This is a genomic window from Salinibacterium sp. PAMC 21357 (genome assembly GCF_000247645.1).
Taxonomy (GTDB): Bacteria; Actinomycetota; Actinomycetes; order Actinomycetales; family Microbacteriaceae; genus Rhodoglobus.
The window spans coordinates 439,162-455,030 of record NZ_AHWA01000004.1; the positions used below are offsets into that span (position 1 = coordinate 439,162).

A 15,869-nucleotide genomic window follows, 5' to 3' on the forward strand; every position below is an offset into this window, starting at 1 on the left:
TTTTGAGAGGACTAGACGGTGACCGACTCGGAAGAACCAGTCTGAGGCTCCTCCCCAGTGATCTTCGCGGCAACCACACCGACCAGAGTCGCGACCTTGCCGGGGCTCTCCCAGTACTGCGCCGAATCAGCCTTGACGTGAATGAGCACGACCGAGGGATCCGTCTCGCCGCCCTCGAACCACACGTCGGTAAACGTGCTCCAGAGTTCCGACTTCTTCGCCTGATCGCGCACGATCTCGGCCGTGCCGGCAAGCGACAGCCACTGCCCGGAGCCGGAATAGGACACGTTCACGTGCGGGTGAGCCTGAAGCTGCTGAACGGCATCCGCGCTCTCCGAGGCAAGAAACCAGCAGTCTCCGTCGAAGTCAGCTTCCTGAACCGTCATGGGGTGGCTATGGAGAGCACCGCCAGCTTTGACCGTGGTCAGCATCGCAATGCGCGTACTTTTCATGATGGAACGGATGGTGTCGAGCTGGTCCACTGTTGCGTGCTCGTGAGTTGACATGGTCTCTCCAATTCGTCGACGGCTGCGCAGTTGTGCTGCGCTTTCGACGCTAGGCAGCAACCCTCAATGCTGGCCGAGTGCTAGCCGAGCGTTGAGTGAGAGTGACGGTGCGATTCGGCGTCCAGAGAATCGAGATCGACAGGGTGTACCTAATCCTTCTTGTTGCCCTTGTCGTCCTTGTCGTCTTTCTCGTCCTTCTTGTCATCACCTTTGCCGTTGCCGTTGCCGTTGTCGTTGTCGTTCGACGATTCATCGGCTGGAGCGGTTGTTGGAGACGGGGCAGGCAACGCCGCCGTGAGGTCGGCGCGTACGAGGTCGAGAGAAGCTTGAATTCGGGCGCTCCGCTCAGCCCCTATGGCGCCAGTCGAGGTGTTCTCGTTCAACTGTGCCTGGAGAACGTCGAGGGCCGCTAGCGCTGCCACGGGGTCACCCACCGCAGCGGCGTCAGTCACTATTGCAACCGATGATTGCAGCAGCGATGCCGCATCAGAATCGAAGTCGGGCGAGGTTGGCGCGCACGCACTCAACCACACAGCGAGCACAAAGGCGGCCCCGCCCGCAACGATGCTGTGCGGGAGACTGAGATTTCTGAGGTTCATGGCTCCACGCTTTCTTGAAGCTGCTCAAGGTGTGTTCCCAGCTGTCCAGGAACGGCCGGGTAGCTGGGCGACGCCGGAGCTGAAGGTGTTACCGACTGATTCTGAGCAGTTGACCACGCGACTCCACCAACGGTCAGCACGAGAACGGCAGCCGCCACGATACCGATGCGCTTGACGCTGTGACGACTTAGCTTGACGTCTCTTTTCGGCGCTGCCGCGGCGAATGGTGCCGCTGTGGATGATGCCACTGTGGGCGATGCCTCTGGCACAGCCCATGCTTCTGTTGCTTGCGTCTCCACCTGGGCATACGCCTTCGTGGGTTCGAGAACAGTTGACTCATTCACGCTACCCTCAGGCGGAACGAGCGAACGCGTGGGGTCACCTTCGAAGGCGTCCACCCCCTCAGAGGAGTAAGCGAGCGCCCGCAAAGTGACAGCGATGTCCATCGGAAGCGGCCGGTTTTCTGCATCCAGTGCCGTCATGGTGGCCAACAGCTTTCGCCACGCTTCGCTAAGGCCGGTCGGCACGCGGGGAGACGTGTTGAGTCGCGCACCGATTGTCTCGACTGCGCTCCCAGGAAAGGCCGTCTGACCGGTAAGGGCTTCGAGCAAGACGAGTCCGAGCGAATAGACATCGGATGGACCACGCGCTTCGCTGCCGCGTGCTTGCTCGGGACTGAGGTAGCTTGCGCTGCCGATAATGGTTCCCGTCGAGGTCATTTTCGCGCCATCGACAAGACGCGCAATCCCGAAGTCTGCAAGCTTTGAATGAAATTGGCGGTCGGGAAGGTCCGAAGTCGCCAACAAGATATTTGCTGGCTTAATGTCCCGATGCACGACGCCCCGACTATGCATGTAATGGAGTGCTTCTGCGATATCGGCACCGAGGTGCGCGACCAGCGACGACGACAAGGGAGCTGTCATCGCTTCGCGCAAGTTCGGTCCATCCACGAACTCCATGACGATAAAGACGCGGTCTGTGGCTTCAGCCGTCTCGGATGCCGCATCAAAGAGAGTGACCAACGCGTGATGGTTGAGCGAGGCGAGAGTCTCCACCTCGTTGCGCTGTCTGCGGATTTCATCAGGATTTGCCATGCCCGGCAGCATCAATTTGAGTGCGACTTCTCGCGGAAGCGACTCATCACGGGCTCGGTAGACGGAGGCCATTCCGCCGCGGCCGATCAGGCCTGTGATGCGATACCGACCACCAATTACCGTGTCGATGAGCTCATCATCCGAGCGAGAGGATGACCGTGAGCGATTGGTTGTTGCCACGCGAACCCCCTTAGATCTGGTGAGGAGAGTTTAGATGAATTCTCCGGGGGCTGAGCTCGCTTTTCCGGTCCTCATCGAATGAGCAGGAGACGTTAGCGATGAAGGGTTCCCTCTCCCCTGATCACTGCCGCATACCCTTCGCGGTAGCTCGGATAAACGAACGAGAAGCCCGTGCCTTTCAGCAGGTCATTGCGACAACGCTTGCCGCGACCTCTGCCATCGTTGGCTCCGTCTGCGCTTGTCGGCGGCACTGGTCGGTCGATACTGCGGGCGAGAAAGCTGACGACCTCGCGTTGATCGGCCGGCTCATCGTCTACTCCGAGGTAGATACTGGCGGGCGATGTGGCCATTGTCGCGAGGTGCACGATAGCCGCCGCAGCGTCATCACGATGGATCAGATTGGTGAAATAAGGGGTGAGCGCTAACGTTTCGTTCCCCGCACGAATGCGGTCGATCTGACGTGTGCGGCCCGGCCCGTAGATTCCCGCCAATCGCAGAATTGTCGAGTTAGCGACGCTTTCGAGCAGCAACACTTCGGCTTCTCGCAAGACAGTTGCCGTCGCCGAGGCGGGTTTCGCCGGCGTAGATTCATCGACCCACGAGCCATCGCTGACACCATAGACCGCGGTGGACGAGATATAGATGACCTTCGGCGCAGCAGCGCAGTCTCGCTCAATAGCGGCGGCGATGTTCCGCACGCTTTCGACGTAGGTCGCGAGATAGCCCTCGCGCGTGCGCTCATCGGGGCTGACGGCAATCATTACGACGCTGGTGTCTGAGGGAAGCGTGGGAACGTGCGCAGACAAGTCGACCGCTTGCCCCGCAATCTCGGACGGCAGCTTCTCGACTGAACGCCGCAGGCCCAGTACAGGATGCCCCAGCGCCGCAAAGCGGAGCCCCGCTTCTATGCCCAGGTCACCACATCCGGCTATGACGATGGTCACTGCTACCTCCTCACGGCGCACCGCTTGGCACGCTGTCGCGTTCTGCACGAGCAAACACTTCACAGCACCCGCCGCTCAAGAGTAGCGAGAGACAGCTGGGTGTTTTCCGGCGGGCGCGCAGACGCGGAAGGGCCCGAAAGCCGAAGCTTTCGGGCCCTTCCTGAAACCTCGTGGCGTGAACCAGTCAGTTACCGCGCGAGACGCAAATTATGCGAGGCGGGCAGCGAGGTTCTTGTCGAGTGTGTCGAGGAACTCTTCGGTGGTTTCCCACTTCTGGTCCGGTCCGACGAGCAGTGCGAGGTCCTTGGTCATGTGACCGCCCTCTACCGACTTGATGACAACGTCTTCCAGGGTCGAAGCGAACTCGATGAGCTCCTGGTTGTTGTCAAGCACACCACGGTGAGCGAGTCCACGGGTCCACGCGTAGATCGAAGCGATCGGGTTCGTGGAGGTGGGCTTGCCCTGCTGGTGCTGACGGTAGTGACGAGTCACGGTGCCGTGAGCTGCCTCTGCTTCAACAACCTTTCCGTCTGGCGTGGCCAGAACGGAGGTCATGAGACCGAGCGAGCCGAAGCCCTGAGCTACGGTGTCGGACTGAACGTCGCCGTCATAGTTCTTGCAGGCCCAGACGTAACCGCCCTCCCACTTCATGGCCGAAGCGACCATGTCATCGATGAGGCGGTGCTCGTAGGTGAGGCCGGCAGCTTCGAACTTCTCTTTGAACTCGGTCTGGAAGATCTCTTCAAAGATGTCCTTGAAGCGACCGTCGTAGGCCTTGAGGATCGTGTTCTTCGTCGAGAGGTACACGGGGTAGTTGCGCGTGAGGCCGTAGTTGAGGCTGGCACGAGCGAAGTCAACGATCGAGTCGTCGAGGTTGTACTGAACCTGAGCGATTCCATCGCCCGGGGAGTCATAGACCTCAAACTTCATGGGCTCGGAGCCGTCTTCGGGGGCGAACTCAACGGTCAGCTTCCCCTTGCCCTTGAACCGGAAGTCGGTGGCGCGGTACTGGTCGCCGAAGGCGTGACGGCCGATGATGATCGGCTTGTTCCAGCCCGGAACGAGACGCGGGATGTTCGAGATGATGATGGGCTCGCGGAAAATAACGCCGCCAAGGATGTTGCGGATGGTGCCGTTAGGGCTGCGCCACATCTTCTTGAGGCCGAATTCTTCAACACGGGCTTCGTCGGGGGTAATGGTTGCGCACTTGACGCCAACACCGTGCTTTTGGATGGCGTGAGCCGCATCAATGGTGATCTGGTCGTCGGTTGCGTCGCGGCTTTCAATGCCGAGGTCGTAGTACTCGAGGTTGACGTCAACGTAGGGGTGGATCAGGGTTTCCTTGATCCGGTGCCAAATAATACGCGTCATTTCGTCGCCGTCGAGTTCGACGACGGTGCCTTCTACCTTGATCTTGGACAAGCTTTGCTCCTTAGTTAGTGGCCTCCACCAGCTTACTCTTTTTCTTAAGTATCTCGACATCGAGATACCTTGGCGCATCTGTCTACCGCGGGTTAGCCTGTATCTATGGGTGACTTACGACTTGAAGAATTATCGGCAAGCACCATCGTTGCCGCCAACAACCTCACGCTTCGACGCGGCCAAGAGCAGTTCGTCACGCCGCCCTCCTATGCGATCGCCGATGCGTTCATCGATCCCCTCACGTCGTGGCCCCGCGTGGTCCTCGACGGCGACACGGTTGTTGGCTTCATTCGGGGCAACTTTGACCCCGAAGCTTCGCAAGAAGAATTCCGCAGCTGCATTTGGCGCGTGAGCGTCTCTGGTGATGCTCAAGGCGCCGGCGTTGGTCGGTTCGCTGTCAAAGCGCTGTGCGAAGAGGCCCGCAGTCGCGGCTTCGACCGAATCACCGCGATTTGGGAAGAGGGCGATGACGGCCCAGAACAATTCTTCCTCAAAGTCGGCTTCAGCGTTATTGGCGAGACCCAATACGGCGAGAAGCTCGGCGAGTACACCCTCTAGAGCGCCCAGCGCGCTGCCACGACTTCAACGATCCGCTCCCAGCAGATCTCACAGTCAACGTCTGATCCCGTGAACGCCATTAATGACGACTTCGTCACCCGCGTGCTGGCTGTGGTTGACGCGATTCCCGCCGGGCACGTGATGACCTATGGCGACGTGGCCGCGACGATTGGTTCCCGAGCCGCGCGAGCCGTCGGCACCGTCATGGCGCGTTATGGCTCTGACGTCACGTGGTGGCGCGTGATTCGTGCGGGCGGGCATCCACCGGTCTGTCACGAAGATCAGGCGCTCGAACACTACGAGGCCGAATCAACGCCACTGAGATGGATGCCCGACGGCAGCTATCGGGTCGATCTGAAGCTTGCGCGCTTTCGCCCCTCTGCGTAGCGCGCCAAGCCCTCATTCGCCCGAAAGCACTTCCACAAACCGCAGCACAGCAACCGCACCGGGATCGCGGTGACCAATGGTTCGTTCCTGTTGCCACGCTGCTCGCCCCCGTGCTGACTGCAGCTGAGCGGAAGCATCGACCGCGTCTCTAGCTGCGGCCGTCGCGATCGTCCCCGCGCCTGATCCTTTAGACCCGGCAAGCGCCTGAATGACAGGGTGCAAAACATCGAGGAAGGTTTTATCTCCGAGACGTGCTCCACCCTTCTCGCTCACGCGATCGAAAACTGCCTGAAGCGCGACCACGAGTTCATCGAGGCCGAGTTCACTTCGAGCTGGCATGGCATCGGCTGCGGCAAAGAGTCCTGAGCCAACCAACGCGGCAAACGTCGACGGGTTCGCTGCCGCGAAAGCGCTAGCAGCGGCACGGAGCAGTGTCGCCGCGTCAGAGTCTTCGGGCAGCTCACGGAGAGCAGCGGCAACGGCTACACTTCCTTTGGTCACCGTGATTCCGAGGTCTCCGTCGCCGAGCGCTGCATCGAGTTCACGAAGCTCTTCACCATGGGCGGACATCGCAGGCAGGCGCTCAATCAACAGCTCTCGTGCGACGCTTCGCGTGCCGGTCGTAACCGGGGCAGGGGCAAACGCCGATACTGACGCATCGACCAAGGCCGGAGCATCCGCCGCCGAGATCGTTTCGGTGGTTCCCTGTTGGAAGAACGGCGACGCTGCCGGAGCGGCAATGAGCGCCTCAAGTTCATCGTCAAGGATCATGATCGAGAGCGATGCTCCGGCCATTTCGAGGCTCGTGACATATTCGCCAACGAAGCGATGCGCGATAGTCACCCCGCGCGCTGCGAGCACGCTGTTCACCCGGCGATACATGACGTAGAGCTCTTCTAGCGGTGTCGCGCCCAAGCCATTAACGAGCACAGCAACGCGTGCACCGTCCGTCAAATTTAGTTCGCCAGCAATCCCTTCGAGAAAGCGATCGGTGATCTGATCGGCAGACTCCAGCGGACCGCGATGGGTACCTTGTTCTCCATGGATGCCGACCCCGATCTCCATCTCGCCGTCAGCGAGGTGGAATGTTGCTTCTCCCGCTGCCGGCAGAATCGTTGGCGACAGGCCGACCCCCATCGTGCGCGTGTTCTGCACGGCAGCGTTGGCGATGCGCGTAACTTCATCAAGATTCAGCAGCTGGTCGGCAGCAGCGCCGGCCACTTTGTAGACCAAGAAGAGCCCAGCCACGCCGCGGCGATCATTGGCTCTTTCCGGCGGGGCGGAGAGAAGGTCATCCGTTCCGAGGACCGTGTTGATCTGGATGCCATTAGTGCGGCACATCTCGGCGGCAATGTCGAAATTGTAGACGTCTCCCCCATAGTTGCCGTAGAGGTAGAGCAGCCCGGCGTCGGAACTAACCGCCTGCGATGCGGCATAGATTTGGGCCGACGATGGAGACGAGAACACGTTGCCAATTGCCACGGCTGAGCAGAGACCTTGACCGACGTACCCGAGAAAAAAGGGCAAGTGACCAGAGCCGCCACCGGTGACGATGCCCACCCGCCCCGTCTTCGGTGAATCTACGCGAACGAGGGTGCGATTGTCGGTCGTCGCCGGCCGAACTTGGCTGGCGTGGGCAGCAAAAATGCCCTCCATTACTTCGTCAACGAAGGCGTCTGGCTCGTTAATAATCTTGCGCATGGTCTAGTTCTCGTTGTATTCGGTGGCGAGTGACTGAATCGTGAGGAGATCAGTGTCACTAACGGGTGCGATTGCTGAACGTACCGGGCTCGCGGCAAAATCACGGGCAGCGATTCCTGCTTTGAGGTGAGTCAAACTGCCTGCACGTACCGCGATTACGGCTTGCTCAACTTTTGCTTGCCAGTGAGCGATAGCATCGGCGTCGTTGGCGATGAGAGCATCGCGGAGCTTCACGAATGGTTCGGGGTACGCCGACGATACTCCCGAGATGATGCCGTGACCACCGGATTGAATGAGCCAGCCGAAGGACACGTCGTTGCCGGAAAAGACCGCGAACCCTTCCGGCGCTGCGGCGATGAACTGCTCGACACGTTCGTCGGGTTCCCCACTGAGCTTGACCCCCGCAACACCGACCTCGACGAGTCGCGAAAGGACGCTGGGCAGTGAGTGGCTGGAGGTGCGGGCTTCGAAGAGATACGCGAAAATTTCAGCACCGTCGGCCGCGTTCACGAGACGACGGTAGTAGTCGACGACCTGGTCTTCGGGTGCTGGCTGGAAGAACGGGGTGATCGCTGCCATGCGAGTCGCTCCGACGGCCACCGCACGGCGTACGAGGTTCTCGGCCTGTCGCGCGGTGGCGGCACCGACGTGAAAGTACACGCTATCCGCTGGAAAAACGTCGAGACAGATAGAGAGGATTTCGAGACGTTCGTCATCGGTCAGCGACGGGAACTCGCCCGAAGTTCCGGCGGGGAATAGTGCGTCGACACCGTGGGCGCGTAACCACTCAACGTGTGAACGAATGCCCTCAAGGTTCAGAGTTTCGTCCGCGTTGAAGAGGGTCGGTGTGGCGGTGATGACGAGGGGGGTCAGGGGAATAGTCATGGTTCTGATCACTTTCGGAGAGAGTCGGTTGGTAACGATGTCGTAGCTTGCTGCGCCGTATTGAGTCGGGCGAGCTTTCGGCGCTTGACGCGCGCGAACAGTGCAGGGAGGGTGATCGCTGCGGCACTGATGATCAGTGTCGTCACGGCGATCGGGCTGGTCAAAATGTTCTCGATACCGCCAATTTCTAGCGCTCGCCGTAGGTTGCCTTCGGCGAGTTTGCCCAAGATCAGCCCGAGCACAACGGGTCCCGCAGGGAATCCCGTGCGCCTCAGAACCAACCCGACGAGACCGAACAGCAGCATGACTCCCACATCGAAGACGCTGTTGTTCACGGCGAAGGTTCCCACCATGCAGAACACGATGATGACGGTCCACAGGAAGGCTGGCTTGAGTTCGAGAAGTTTGGTCACGCCACGCAGCCGCACGAGGCTGAGTACCAACGTGAGAACCGTGGCGACCACCATGATTCCTGCGATCGTGTAAACAAGATCTGGGCGATTGGTAAAGAGCGCCGGCCCGGGTTGAATACCCCAGATGATGAGCGATCCAATGAGCACTGCCATCACTGAGTCTCCGGGAATACCGAGCGCCAGCGTTGTGGTGACGGAGGGACCGAGTGTTGCGTTCGAAGCAGTGTCTGTAGCAGTCAGGCCTTCGATCGAGCCTTTTCCAAACTCTTCGGGATGCTTCGATGCCTTCTTCGCTGCTGCCCACGACATGATTCCGGCAATATCACCACCCGCGGCAGGAACAGCACCGACGACAGCACCAACTCCGGATCCCACGAAGAGTGGCCTGACCATCTGGCGCAGCTCTGCGCGGTTGGGCCACCAACGCCCGAATTGGGTGATCGGAGTATATTTTTCCGCCCGATGGCTCAACATCTGGTCGAGCACATCGGCAACACCGAAAAGCCCAATAATTGCGGCGATGAAGGGGATGCCATCGCTGAGCTCCAGGATCCCGAAGGTGAAGCGTTCCGTTCCGGTAATGGGGTCGCGGCCAATGACGGCCAGTGCCAATCCAATGGCTCCGGCAATCAGCCCCTTGCCAATCTTGCCGCCAGAGACGCCAACCATCATGGTGAGCCCGAAAACAACGAGGGCAAACATCTCGGCCGGGCCAAACTGAAGCGCAATCTTTGAGAGTGGGATCGCAGCGAAGACGAGCAACAACAGCCCGGCAAACGTGCCGATTGCTGAGGCGAACGCGGATGTCGTGAGTGCTACTCCGGCCAGTCCCTTCTTCGCCATCGGATAGCCGTCGAAAGTCGTCGCGATTGACGCCGGAGTTCCGGGAGTATTCACCAGGATCGCCGGAACGCGATCGCCAAAGTTGGCGGAGACGTAGATCGTTAGGAGCACCGCCAGCCCCGGAACCGGGTCCATGGTCAAAGTAAAACTGCTGGCCAGAGCGACGGCCATTGTGGCCGTAACGCCGGGAAAGGCCCCGACGAGCATGCCTACAAGAGCACCGATCAAAATACACAGCAAGACAAAGGGGTCGGCGAGTTGTTCGAGACCAACTGTCACGGGGTTCATAGCGGCACCTTCAATAGCAGTCCGAACAGGGTGTACAGCACGCCGGTACACACGAGGGGGAAAATAACGATCGCTTTCCACCCGCGCGCGCCCAAGATGAGAACGAGTGCCACAAAGAGCAGCGCGGTTGCGATCGGGAAGGTTACGAAATACCAGACCACCGCGTACGCAGCGATTGCACCGAAGACGGCAAGTACGCGGCCGTAGCCAGTTCGCGTGGCGGGCTCCATTTCATCGGGAGCACCAGGACGCACGATGTCCTTGATGAGCACACCGGCGCTCAAGATCGCGATGAGAGCGCCGAGCGACTGCGGCCACCATCGCGGGCTGAAACTTGTCGCAATGTTGGGCTCAACGATGGACTGCGACATTACAACGACCGCGAGTCCGAAGATGAGTCCAATTGCCGGGCCTGCGAGCGGGCCGACCAGCCGGCGGAAACGAGATTCGTCACCGCCGGCCGTGGGGGCCTGCTCCGAAAGAACAGGAGCAGTCATTGTTCTACTCTGCGAAGAGCGCGCCGAATCGCTCCGACTCCGCGTTGAAGAACGTCGTAAAGTCGCTCGAGTTCTTGTAGACCGGAAGGTTGCCGGACTTGTTAATAACGGAAGTGAATTCTTCAGATTCGACGCCCGCCTTTACGGCCTCTGACAGTGCATCGCGCACAGAATCGGGCAATCCAGCGGGAGCACCGATTGCGCCCCAACCACCGATGGATACATCGAATCCGAGAGACTTAGCGGTCTCGACTCCAGGCAATGCATCGGAAGCTTCGTCATCGAAAATGGCAAGCACGCGCAGGCGACCATCCGCTGCCGCTGGAGCAGTTTCAGAGATACCGGCAATAACAGCATCGACCTGACTACCGATCGCTGCGGTAACTGCTGGAGCTCCACCGTCGAACGGAACGGGCTTCAACGAGACGCCGGCCACTTCGTTAAGCGCCGTTGTCGCTGCCTGCCAGATCGATCCTGCACCAGAGTTGGAAACGGTGATGGAATCCGGGTTAGCTTCTGCAGCATCGACGAGATCCTGCAACGTTTCATAGGGGCTGTCTGCCGGTACGGCAATCGTTGCCGGTACCGAAACGATTTGACCGAGTACATCGTAGGCGGCAGGGTCAAGGTCGTAACCCTGATACTGCAGCATTACTGATTCAACGGGGAGGTACCCAATCGAGTATCCATCGGCTGGGCGACCGGAGAGGTAGGAGAGCCCGACTGAACCGGCACCACCCGTGCGGTTCTCGACGATGATGGACTGCCCGAGGGACTCTTCCATCGCCGCGGCGAGAGTGCGAGCCGACAGGTCGGATGCACCACCAGCGGCGTAAGGAACCACAAGGGTGATCGCCTTACTCGGGTAGTCCTCGTCATCGACAACGGCAGCGTCTCTATTCGCGCAGCCAGTCAAGAGGAGAAGTGCCGCAGCTCCTGCGGCAATGGTGATGAGCTTGTTTTTCACTGTTTTCCTTTTCACATCGTTGTGGGTGGTGCGAGAGGGTGGTTAGCCGCCCGCATACTCACGGCGCACTCGAGCGCGTGAGTGGTCTAGGTGTTTCTCGAGTTCGTCGCATGCTGCGTCGAGCTCCTTTTCACGGATGAGTTGCGCGAGCACGAGATGACTGTGCAGCGCGGGTTCGAGATCGGCGTGGCCAACGTTGGCGACGAGAAGAAGTAATTCGATGGTTGGGCGATACTGAGCCCAAACATCAGAAAGGCGTCGGTGCTGAGACGCGGCGTAAAAGGCCCCGTGGAAGTGCAGGTCGGCGAGGGTGAAAGCGGCGGCGTCGACGGCGGCAACGGCGGCCTTCATGTCGACGATGACGGCGTCGAGCGATGCGTTGAGGTCGTCGGAATGCTGCACGACCGCCTCACGCAATGCCAACAGTTCTAAGGATGCGCGTAGGGAGAATAGCTCGTCGATGTCGGCGGCGGTGAGCCCGATGACTGTTGCGCTTCGCTTTCCGCTCGCTACGAGTCCTTCTTGAGTAAGCGTGCGGATGGCTTCGCGAACGGGGCCACGGCTTACCTGAAAGTCGGTAGCTAATTTCTCTTCCAGAAGCAGCGAACCATTCGGTCGCACTTGCGTCACTATTTGCCGACGGAGCTCATCAGCGACTTGGTCGCCGAGCCCGATCGGGCGTTGTGGAAGCAGAGGCTGCATCATTGGTTCCTCACTCTGTTTACAGTAAACAGTAAACGGTAAACACACAGTATCCAGATCGATCAGCCGCGTCAAGTCCGCAGTCAGACGCGCGATATCTGCTGCCCATAACTCACGCGTTAACGCAAAAACCGCCCCGATACCTGAGCATCGGGGCGGCAACGCAAACGCGCCAAATGAGCGACTAAACGAGCGAGTCTCGCCACGCAGCATGCAGTTGAGCAAACTTTCCGCTGCCCGAAATGAGATCTTGCGGAGTGCCATCTTCGATGACGCGGCCGTGTTCCATCACGAGAACGCGATCGGCAATCGCGACCGTCGAGAGGCGGTGCGCAATGATGATGGCGGTGCGATCGGAGAGCAGCGTTTGAAGGCCGGCCTGCACGAGACGCTCACTCGGAATATCCAATGACGCGGTAGCTTCATCCAAAATCAGCACTACCGGGTCAGCGATGAAGGCACGAGCAAACGACAGCAGCTGTCGTTGCCCAGCGCTCACTCGCCCTCCGCGCTTGTTCACATCGGTGTCGTAACCATTGGGCAGTGCCTCGATGAACTCGTGCGCTCCCACCGCTTTCGCGGCCTTGATGATCTCGTCGCGGGTCGCGTCGGGCTTGCCGAGCGCGATATTGTCTGCGACGTTTCCCGAGAAGAGGTACGCCTCCTGGGTGACCATCACGATTGCTCGGCGAAGGTCTTTCGGATGCAGTTTGCGTAGGTCGACTCCGTCAAGCGAAACAACTCCCTGGCTGGGATCGTAGAAACGCGAGATGAGCTTGGCGAGCGTCGATTTTCCGGCGCCGGTCGTTCCCACCATGGCGATGGTTTGTCCGGCCGGCATCTCGAGGTCGAACTTGGGCAGAATGACCTTATCGGCGTTGTACGCAAACTCGACACCGTCGAACTTCACGGTTCCTTTGGCTTTGCGCAGGTCGATCGGCGTCGTGGGGTCAGCCACGCTTGGGCGTTCTTCGAGCACACCCGAGATCTTTTCGAGCGCAGCGGCAGCCGATTGGTACGAGTTATAGAACATCGCCATTTCTTGAGCCGGAGCAAAGAATTGACGCGCATACAACAGGGCGCCGAGGAGGGCACCGATTGCGAGGTCCCCGGTCGATACCCGCAGCCCACCAATCAGCAGAATCATTGCCAAAGCAACGTTTCCGATGAATACCAATCCGGGATCAAAGATTCCGAACAGCTGGATGACGCGAGCGTTGGCATCGCGATAGTTCTCGACGAGCCCGCCGAACTCTTCACGGTTGCGCTCTTCTTTGCGGAAAGCTTTGACCGCACGGATGCCCGTCATCGTCTCCACAAACTGCACGATCAGCTTGGCTGAAGCCGTGCGCGTTTCACGGAAGTGCAATTGCGAACGCAACTGGAACCATCGCGTAAGGAACGCCAACGGGATGAGGGCACAAAACAGCACGAGGCCGCTCACCCAGTCGAGCGAGAACATCGCAATGGCAATGAACACCATGTAGAGGGCGCCCTGAACAAGCTGGTTGATGCCCGAGTCGAGCAGCTCACGGATCGCATCGAGATCGCTGGTTTGACGCGCAATGATGCGCCCAGAGGTATAGCTCTCGTGAAACTCGAGGCTCAACCGCTGGGTGTGCAGAAATACGCGTTTGCGCAGGTCGAAGAGAATCGCTTGGCTCACTCGTGCGCTCAGCACGGTGTACCAGGCGATCATTGTTGCCCCGGCGATGCCCGTAATGAGGTAGGCGGCGACGGTGAGAACGAGCGGCAAGCTATTGCCATCGATGAGGGCAGGAAGCGCCCGGTCAATGCCGAATGCGATCAACGCGGGGCCAGCAACTTGCGCTGCGGTACTCACGACGACCACGACCATCGTGAGAATAACGCGGGCACGCAGCGGAACGATTAGCGAGCCGAGCAGGTGAAGAGAACGCTGCCGAATTTGGCGGCTCTCGTCTTTCGTGTAGTCGTTGCGTTCTTCGCCAGAAGTTCCCGTCACGCTCATGAGGTGGCCTCCTGCTCTTCCTCTTCAAGGCTGGATATGACGTAACGGTAGTGACTGCTTGTCGCCAACAAGTCGGAGTGCTTTCCGACCGCGGTGACCTTGCCGTCTTCGAGCAATGCGACGCGATCGGCGAGCATCACCGTCGACGGTCGGTGCGCCACGATGAGCGCCGTGGTCGAACTGAGCACCTTGCGCAGTGCGGCTTCGACGAGGGCTTCGGTGTCGACGTCGAGGGCCGAAAGCGGATCATCGAGAACGAGAACGGCAGGTTTCGCGGCGACCGCGCGGGCAAGAGCGAGACGCTGACGCTGACCACCCGAGAGGCTGAGCCCCTCTTCACCAACGAGAGTGTCGAGCCCCGCCGGTAAGTCGTAAACAAAGTCGGCCTGAGCGATGCTGAGGGCTTCGCGCAGTTCCTCCTCGGTTGAATCTGGGCGGCCCATGAGCACGTTCTCTCGCACGCTCGAGGAAAACAGGGTGGCATCCTCAAACGCCATCGCCAGATGCCGTCGCAGCTCAACGAGCGACAGGTTGCGCACATCGACACCGTCGATGCTGATTGACCCCTCGGTGACGTCATACAGCCGGGTAGTGAGAGCGGTGATCGTCGACTTGCCCGAACCGGTGAGCCCCACGAGCGCCATCGTCTCCCCCGGCTTCACGCTCAGGTTGATGCCGTTGATGAGGTCGGGCACATTTGCGGGTGAATCGGGGTAGCGGAAGTGCACATTGGTGAACTCAAGGTGACCCTCGCTATCCGTAATTGTTTCAGGGTTTTCGGGATCAGTGATGGCGTTTTCGGAGTCCATCACTTCAAAAAAGCGGTCGGCAGCCGTTCGGGCATCGAACGTCATCGACAGCAGGAAGCCAATTGACTCCACCGGGAATCGCAAAACTGTGGCGGTGGCAAAGAACGCGACCAGATCGCCAGCGGAAATGTTTCCCTGCACGACAAGCCAGACACCGCCAAGGAGTCCCAGCGCAAACATCACATCGGGCACCAGAAGCAGCCACAGCCAGATGCCGGCAATAGCGCGAGCTTTCTCAATCTCGGTACCGCGCAGGCTCTCGGCCTGTGCCGAGAATCCGGTCAAGGCATGATTGCCCCGACCAAACGCCTTCAAGACGCGGATGCCGTGAACCGATTCTTCGACCGCGGTTGCGAGGTCGCCCGTTTGGTCCTGGCTGCGACGAGCCACAATCGAGTATTTCTTTTCGAAAACGTAGCCATAGATCCAGAGCGGAATCGAGGTCACGATAAAGATGACGCCAAGCACCCACGAGATGTTGACGAGAAAGATGAGGCCAACAACGATCGTGAGCACGTTAACGACGAGAAGTACCAGGCCAAACGACAACCACCGTCGAATGAGGTTGAGGTCGCTGACGGCACGAGACAACAGTTGACCGCTTGGCCACCGGTCGTGAAAGCTCACGGGCAAATGCTGCAGCGTCATGTAGAGCGTGTTGCGCATTCGCGCCTCAACATGCGTTCCCGGCGTGAGCACAAAGAATCGACGAAGCGCAATCATGATCGCTTCGACAACACCGAGCCCCAGCACGATGAAGAACGCCGGCCAGATTTCGGAAGAGTCGCCCGATTGCAGCGGACCGTCAACGAGGATCGCAGCACTTGCGGAATTAGCAGCGCAACGACACCCGCAGCGAGAGCCGCCGCCATGCCCAAATAGATGTGCGGCATTGCCGGTTTTGCATAGGGATAAAGTCGGCGAATTGCCGCAAAAGTGCCGACCGCTTTTACGCGCTCGGGCGGGACAGACTGTTGTGACACCGTGGTTCCTTGACGAGAAGGGATCACCACCAAAGGTGATCGAATGTTCTGCGGGTCACTTCAGTCGCGACCGTGAGCTGCCGCAATCGTCGGGGGACGCT

14 protein-coding genes and 1 pseudogene are annotated in these 15,869 nt (G+C 59.6%); 2 read left to right on the top strand and 13 right to left on the bottom strand.

Features of this window, described 5'->3' with window-relative positions:
• Positions 1 to 11 precede the first annotated feature (11 nt).
• From ON14_RS05415 to ON14_RS05435, 5 genes are all read right to left on the bottom strand, one after another.
• Positions 12 to 506 (bottom strand): pyridoxamine 5'-phosphate oxidase family protein, encoded by a 495-nt coding sequence (locus ON14_RS05415; RefSeq protein WP_010203691.1) that lies wholly within the window; start codon positions 504 to 506, stop codon positions 12 to 14.
• Positions 507 to 655: 149 nt separating this feature from the next.
• Positions 656 to 1,105 (bottom strand): hypothetical protein, encoded by a 450-nt coding sequence (locus ON14_RS05420; RefSeq protein ID WP_010203692.1) that lies wholly within the window; start codon positions 1,103 to 1,105, stop codon positions 656 to 658.
• Positions 1,102 to 2,379 (bottom strand): serine/threonine-protein kinase, encoded by a 1,278-nt coding sequence (locus ON14_RS05425; RefSeq protein WP_010203693.1) that lies wholly within the window; start codon positions 2,377 to 2,379, stop codon positions 1,102 to 1,104. The genes ON14_RS05420 and ON14_RS05425 overlap by 4 nt, the downstream gene beginning before the upstream one ends.
• Positions 2,380 to 2,471: 92 nt before the next feature.
• Positions 2,472 to 3,323 carry an NAD-dependent epimerase/dehydratase family protein gene (locus ON14_RS05430; RefSeq protein ID WP_010203694.1) on the bottom strand — a complete coding sequence of 284 codons (852 nt, stop codon included), beginning with the start codon at positions 3,321 to 3,323 and terminating at the stop codon, positions 2,472 to 2,474.
• Positions 3,324 to 3,530: 207 nt separating this feature from the next.
• Positions 3,531 to 4,745, bottom strand: a complete 1,215-nt coding sequence (locus tag ON14_RS05435; protein ID WP_010203695.1) for an NADP-dependent isocitrate dehydrogenase — start codon at positions 4,743 to 4,745, stop codon at positions 3,531 to 3,533.
• A gap of 105 nt (positions 4,746 to 4,850) precedes the next feature.
• Between ON14_RS05435 and ON14_RS05440 the strand changes: the two genes are divergently transcribed.
• Together ON14_RS05440 and ON14_RS05445 are read left to right on the top strand one after the other, a co-directional pair.
• Complete coding sequence (locus ON14_RS05440; protein ID WP_010203696.1) at positions 4,851 to 5,303, top strand: GNAT family N-acetyltransferase; 453 nt, start codon at positions 4,851 to 4,853, stop codon at positions 5,301 to 5,303.
• Positions 5,304 to 5,372: 69 nt separating this feature from the next.
• Complete coding sequence (locus ON14_RS05445) at positions 5,373 to 5,690, top strand: MGMT family protein (protein ID WP_010203697.1); 318 nt, start codon at positions 5,373 to 5,375, stop codon at positions 5,688 to 5,690.
• Between the two features lie 12 nt (positions 5,691 to 5,702).
• On the opposite strand, the gene ON14_RS05450 is transcribed toward ON14_RS05445, so the two are convergent.
• The 8 genes and pseudogenes from ON14_RS05450 to ON14_RS05485 form a co-directional block, all read right to left on the bottom strand.
• Positions 5,703 to 7,391 carry a dihydroxyacetone kinase family protein gene (locus ON14_RS05450; RefSeq protein WP_010203698.1) on the bottom strand — a complete coding sequence of 563 codons (1,689 nt, stop codon included), beginning with the start codon at positions 7,389 to 7,391 and terminating at the stop codon, positions 5,703 to 5,705.
• Between the two features lie 3 nt (positions 7,392 to 7,394).
• Complete coding sequence (locus ON14_RS05455) at positions 7,395 to 8,276, bottom strand: dihydrodipicolinate synthase family protein (protein ID WP_010203700.1); 882 nt, start codon at positions 8,274 to 8,276, stop codon at positions 7,395 to 7,397.
• An 8-nt stretch (positions 8,277 to 8,284) separates the two neighbouring features.
• Positions 8,285 to 9,820 (bottom strand): tripartite tricarboxylate transporter permease, encoded by a 1,536-nt coding sequence (locus ON14_RS05460; protein WP_010203701.1) that lies wholly within the window; start codon positions 9,818 to 9,820, stop codon positions 8,285 to 8,287.
• Positions 9,817 to 10,317, bottom strand: coding sequence for a tripartite tricarboxylate transporter TctB family protein (locus ON14_RS05465; RefSeq protein ID WP_010203702.1), 501 nt, complete (start codon positions 10,315 to 10,317; stop codon positions 9,817 to 9,819). The genes ON14_RS05460 and ON14_RS05465 overlap by 4 nt, the downstream gene beginning before the upstream one ends.
• Positions 10,318 to 10,321: 4 nt before the next feature.
• On the bottom strand, positions 10,322 to 11,284 hold the full coding sequence (locus ON14_RS05470; RefSeq protein ID WP_010203703.1) for a tripartite tricarboxylate transporter substrate binding protein: 963 nt from the start codon (positions 11,282 to 11,284) through the stop codon (positions 10,322 to 10,324).
• Between the two features lie 42 nt (positions 11,285 to 11,326).
• Positions 11,327 to 11,989, bottom strand: coding sequence for a GntR family transcriptional regulator (locus ON14_RS05475; protein ID WP_202800913.1), 663 nt, complete (start codon positions 11,987 to 11,989; stop codon positions 11,327 to 11,329).
• A gap of 181 nt (positions 11,990 to 12,170) precedes the next feature.
• Positions 12,171 to 13,976 (bottom strand): ABC transporter ATP-binding protein, encoded by a 1,806-nt coding sequence (locus ON14_RS05480; RefSeq protein ID WP_010203706.1) that lies wholly within the window; start codon positions 13,974 to 13,976, stop codon positions 12,171 to 12,173.
• Positions 13,973 to 15,678, bottom strand: a pseudogene (locus tag ON14_RS05485) (ABC transporter ATP-binding protein). Before ON14_RS05485 ends, ON14_RS05480 begins: the two are co-directional and overlap by 4 nt.
• Positions 15,679 to 15,869: the final 191 nt, after the last annotated feature.

Coding starts and splice junctions, on each gene's coding strand:
- ON14_RS05440 (WP_010203696.1), top strand. CDS start 4,851: ATGGGTGACTTACGACTTGAAGAATTATCGGCAAGCACCATCGTTGCC.
- ON14_RS05420 (WP_010203692.1), bottom strand. CDS start 1,105: ATGAACCTCAGAAATCTCAGTCTCCCGCACAGCATCGTTGCGGGCGGG.
- ON14_RS05415 (WP_010203691.1), bottom strand. CDS start 506: ATGTCAACTCACGAGCACGCAACAGTGGACCAGCTCGACACCATCCGT.
- ON14_RS05460 (WP_010203701.1), bottom strand. CDS start 9,820: ATGAACCCCGTGACAGTTGGTCTCGAACAACTCGCCGACCCCTTTGTC.
- ON14_RS05480 (WP_010203706.1), bottom strand. CDS start 13,976: ATGAGCGTGACGGGAACTTCTGGCGAAGAACGCAACGACTACACGAAA.
- ON14_RS05450 (WP_010203698.1), bottom strand. CDS start 7,391: ATGCGCAAGATTATTAACGAGCCAGACGCCTTCGTTGACGAAGTAATG.
- ON14_RS05455 (WP_010203700.1), bottom strand. CDS start 8,276: ATGACTATTCCCCTGACCCCCCTCGTCATCACCGCCACACCGACCCTC.
- ON14_RS05465 (WP_010203702.1), bottom strand. CDS start 10,317: ATGACTGCTCCTGTTCTTTCGGAGCAGGCCCCCACGGCCGGCGGTGAC.
- ON14_RS05475 (WP_202800913.1), bottom strand. CDS start 11,989: ATGATGCAGCCTCTGCTTCCACAACGCCCGATCGGGCTCGGCGACCAA.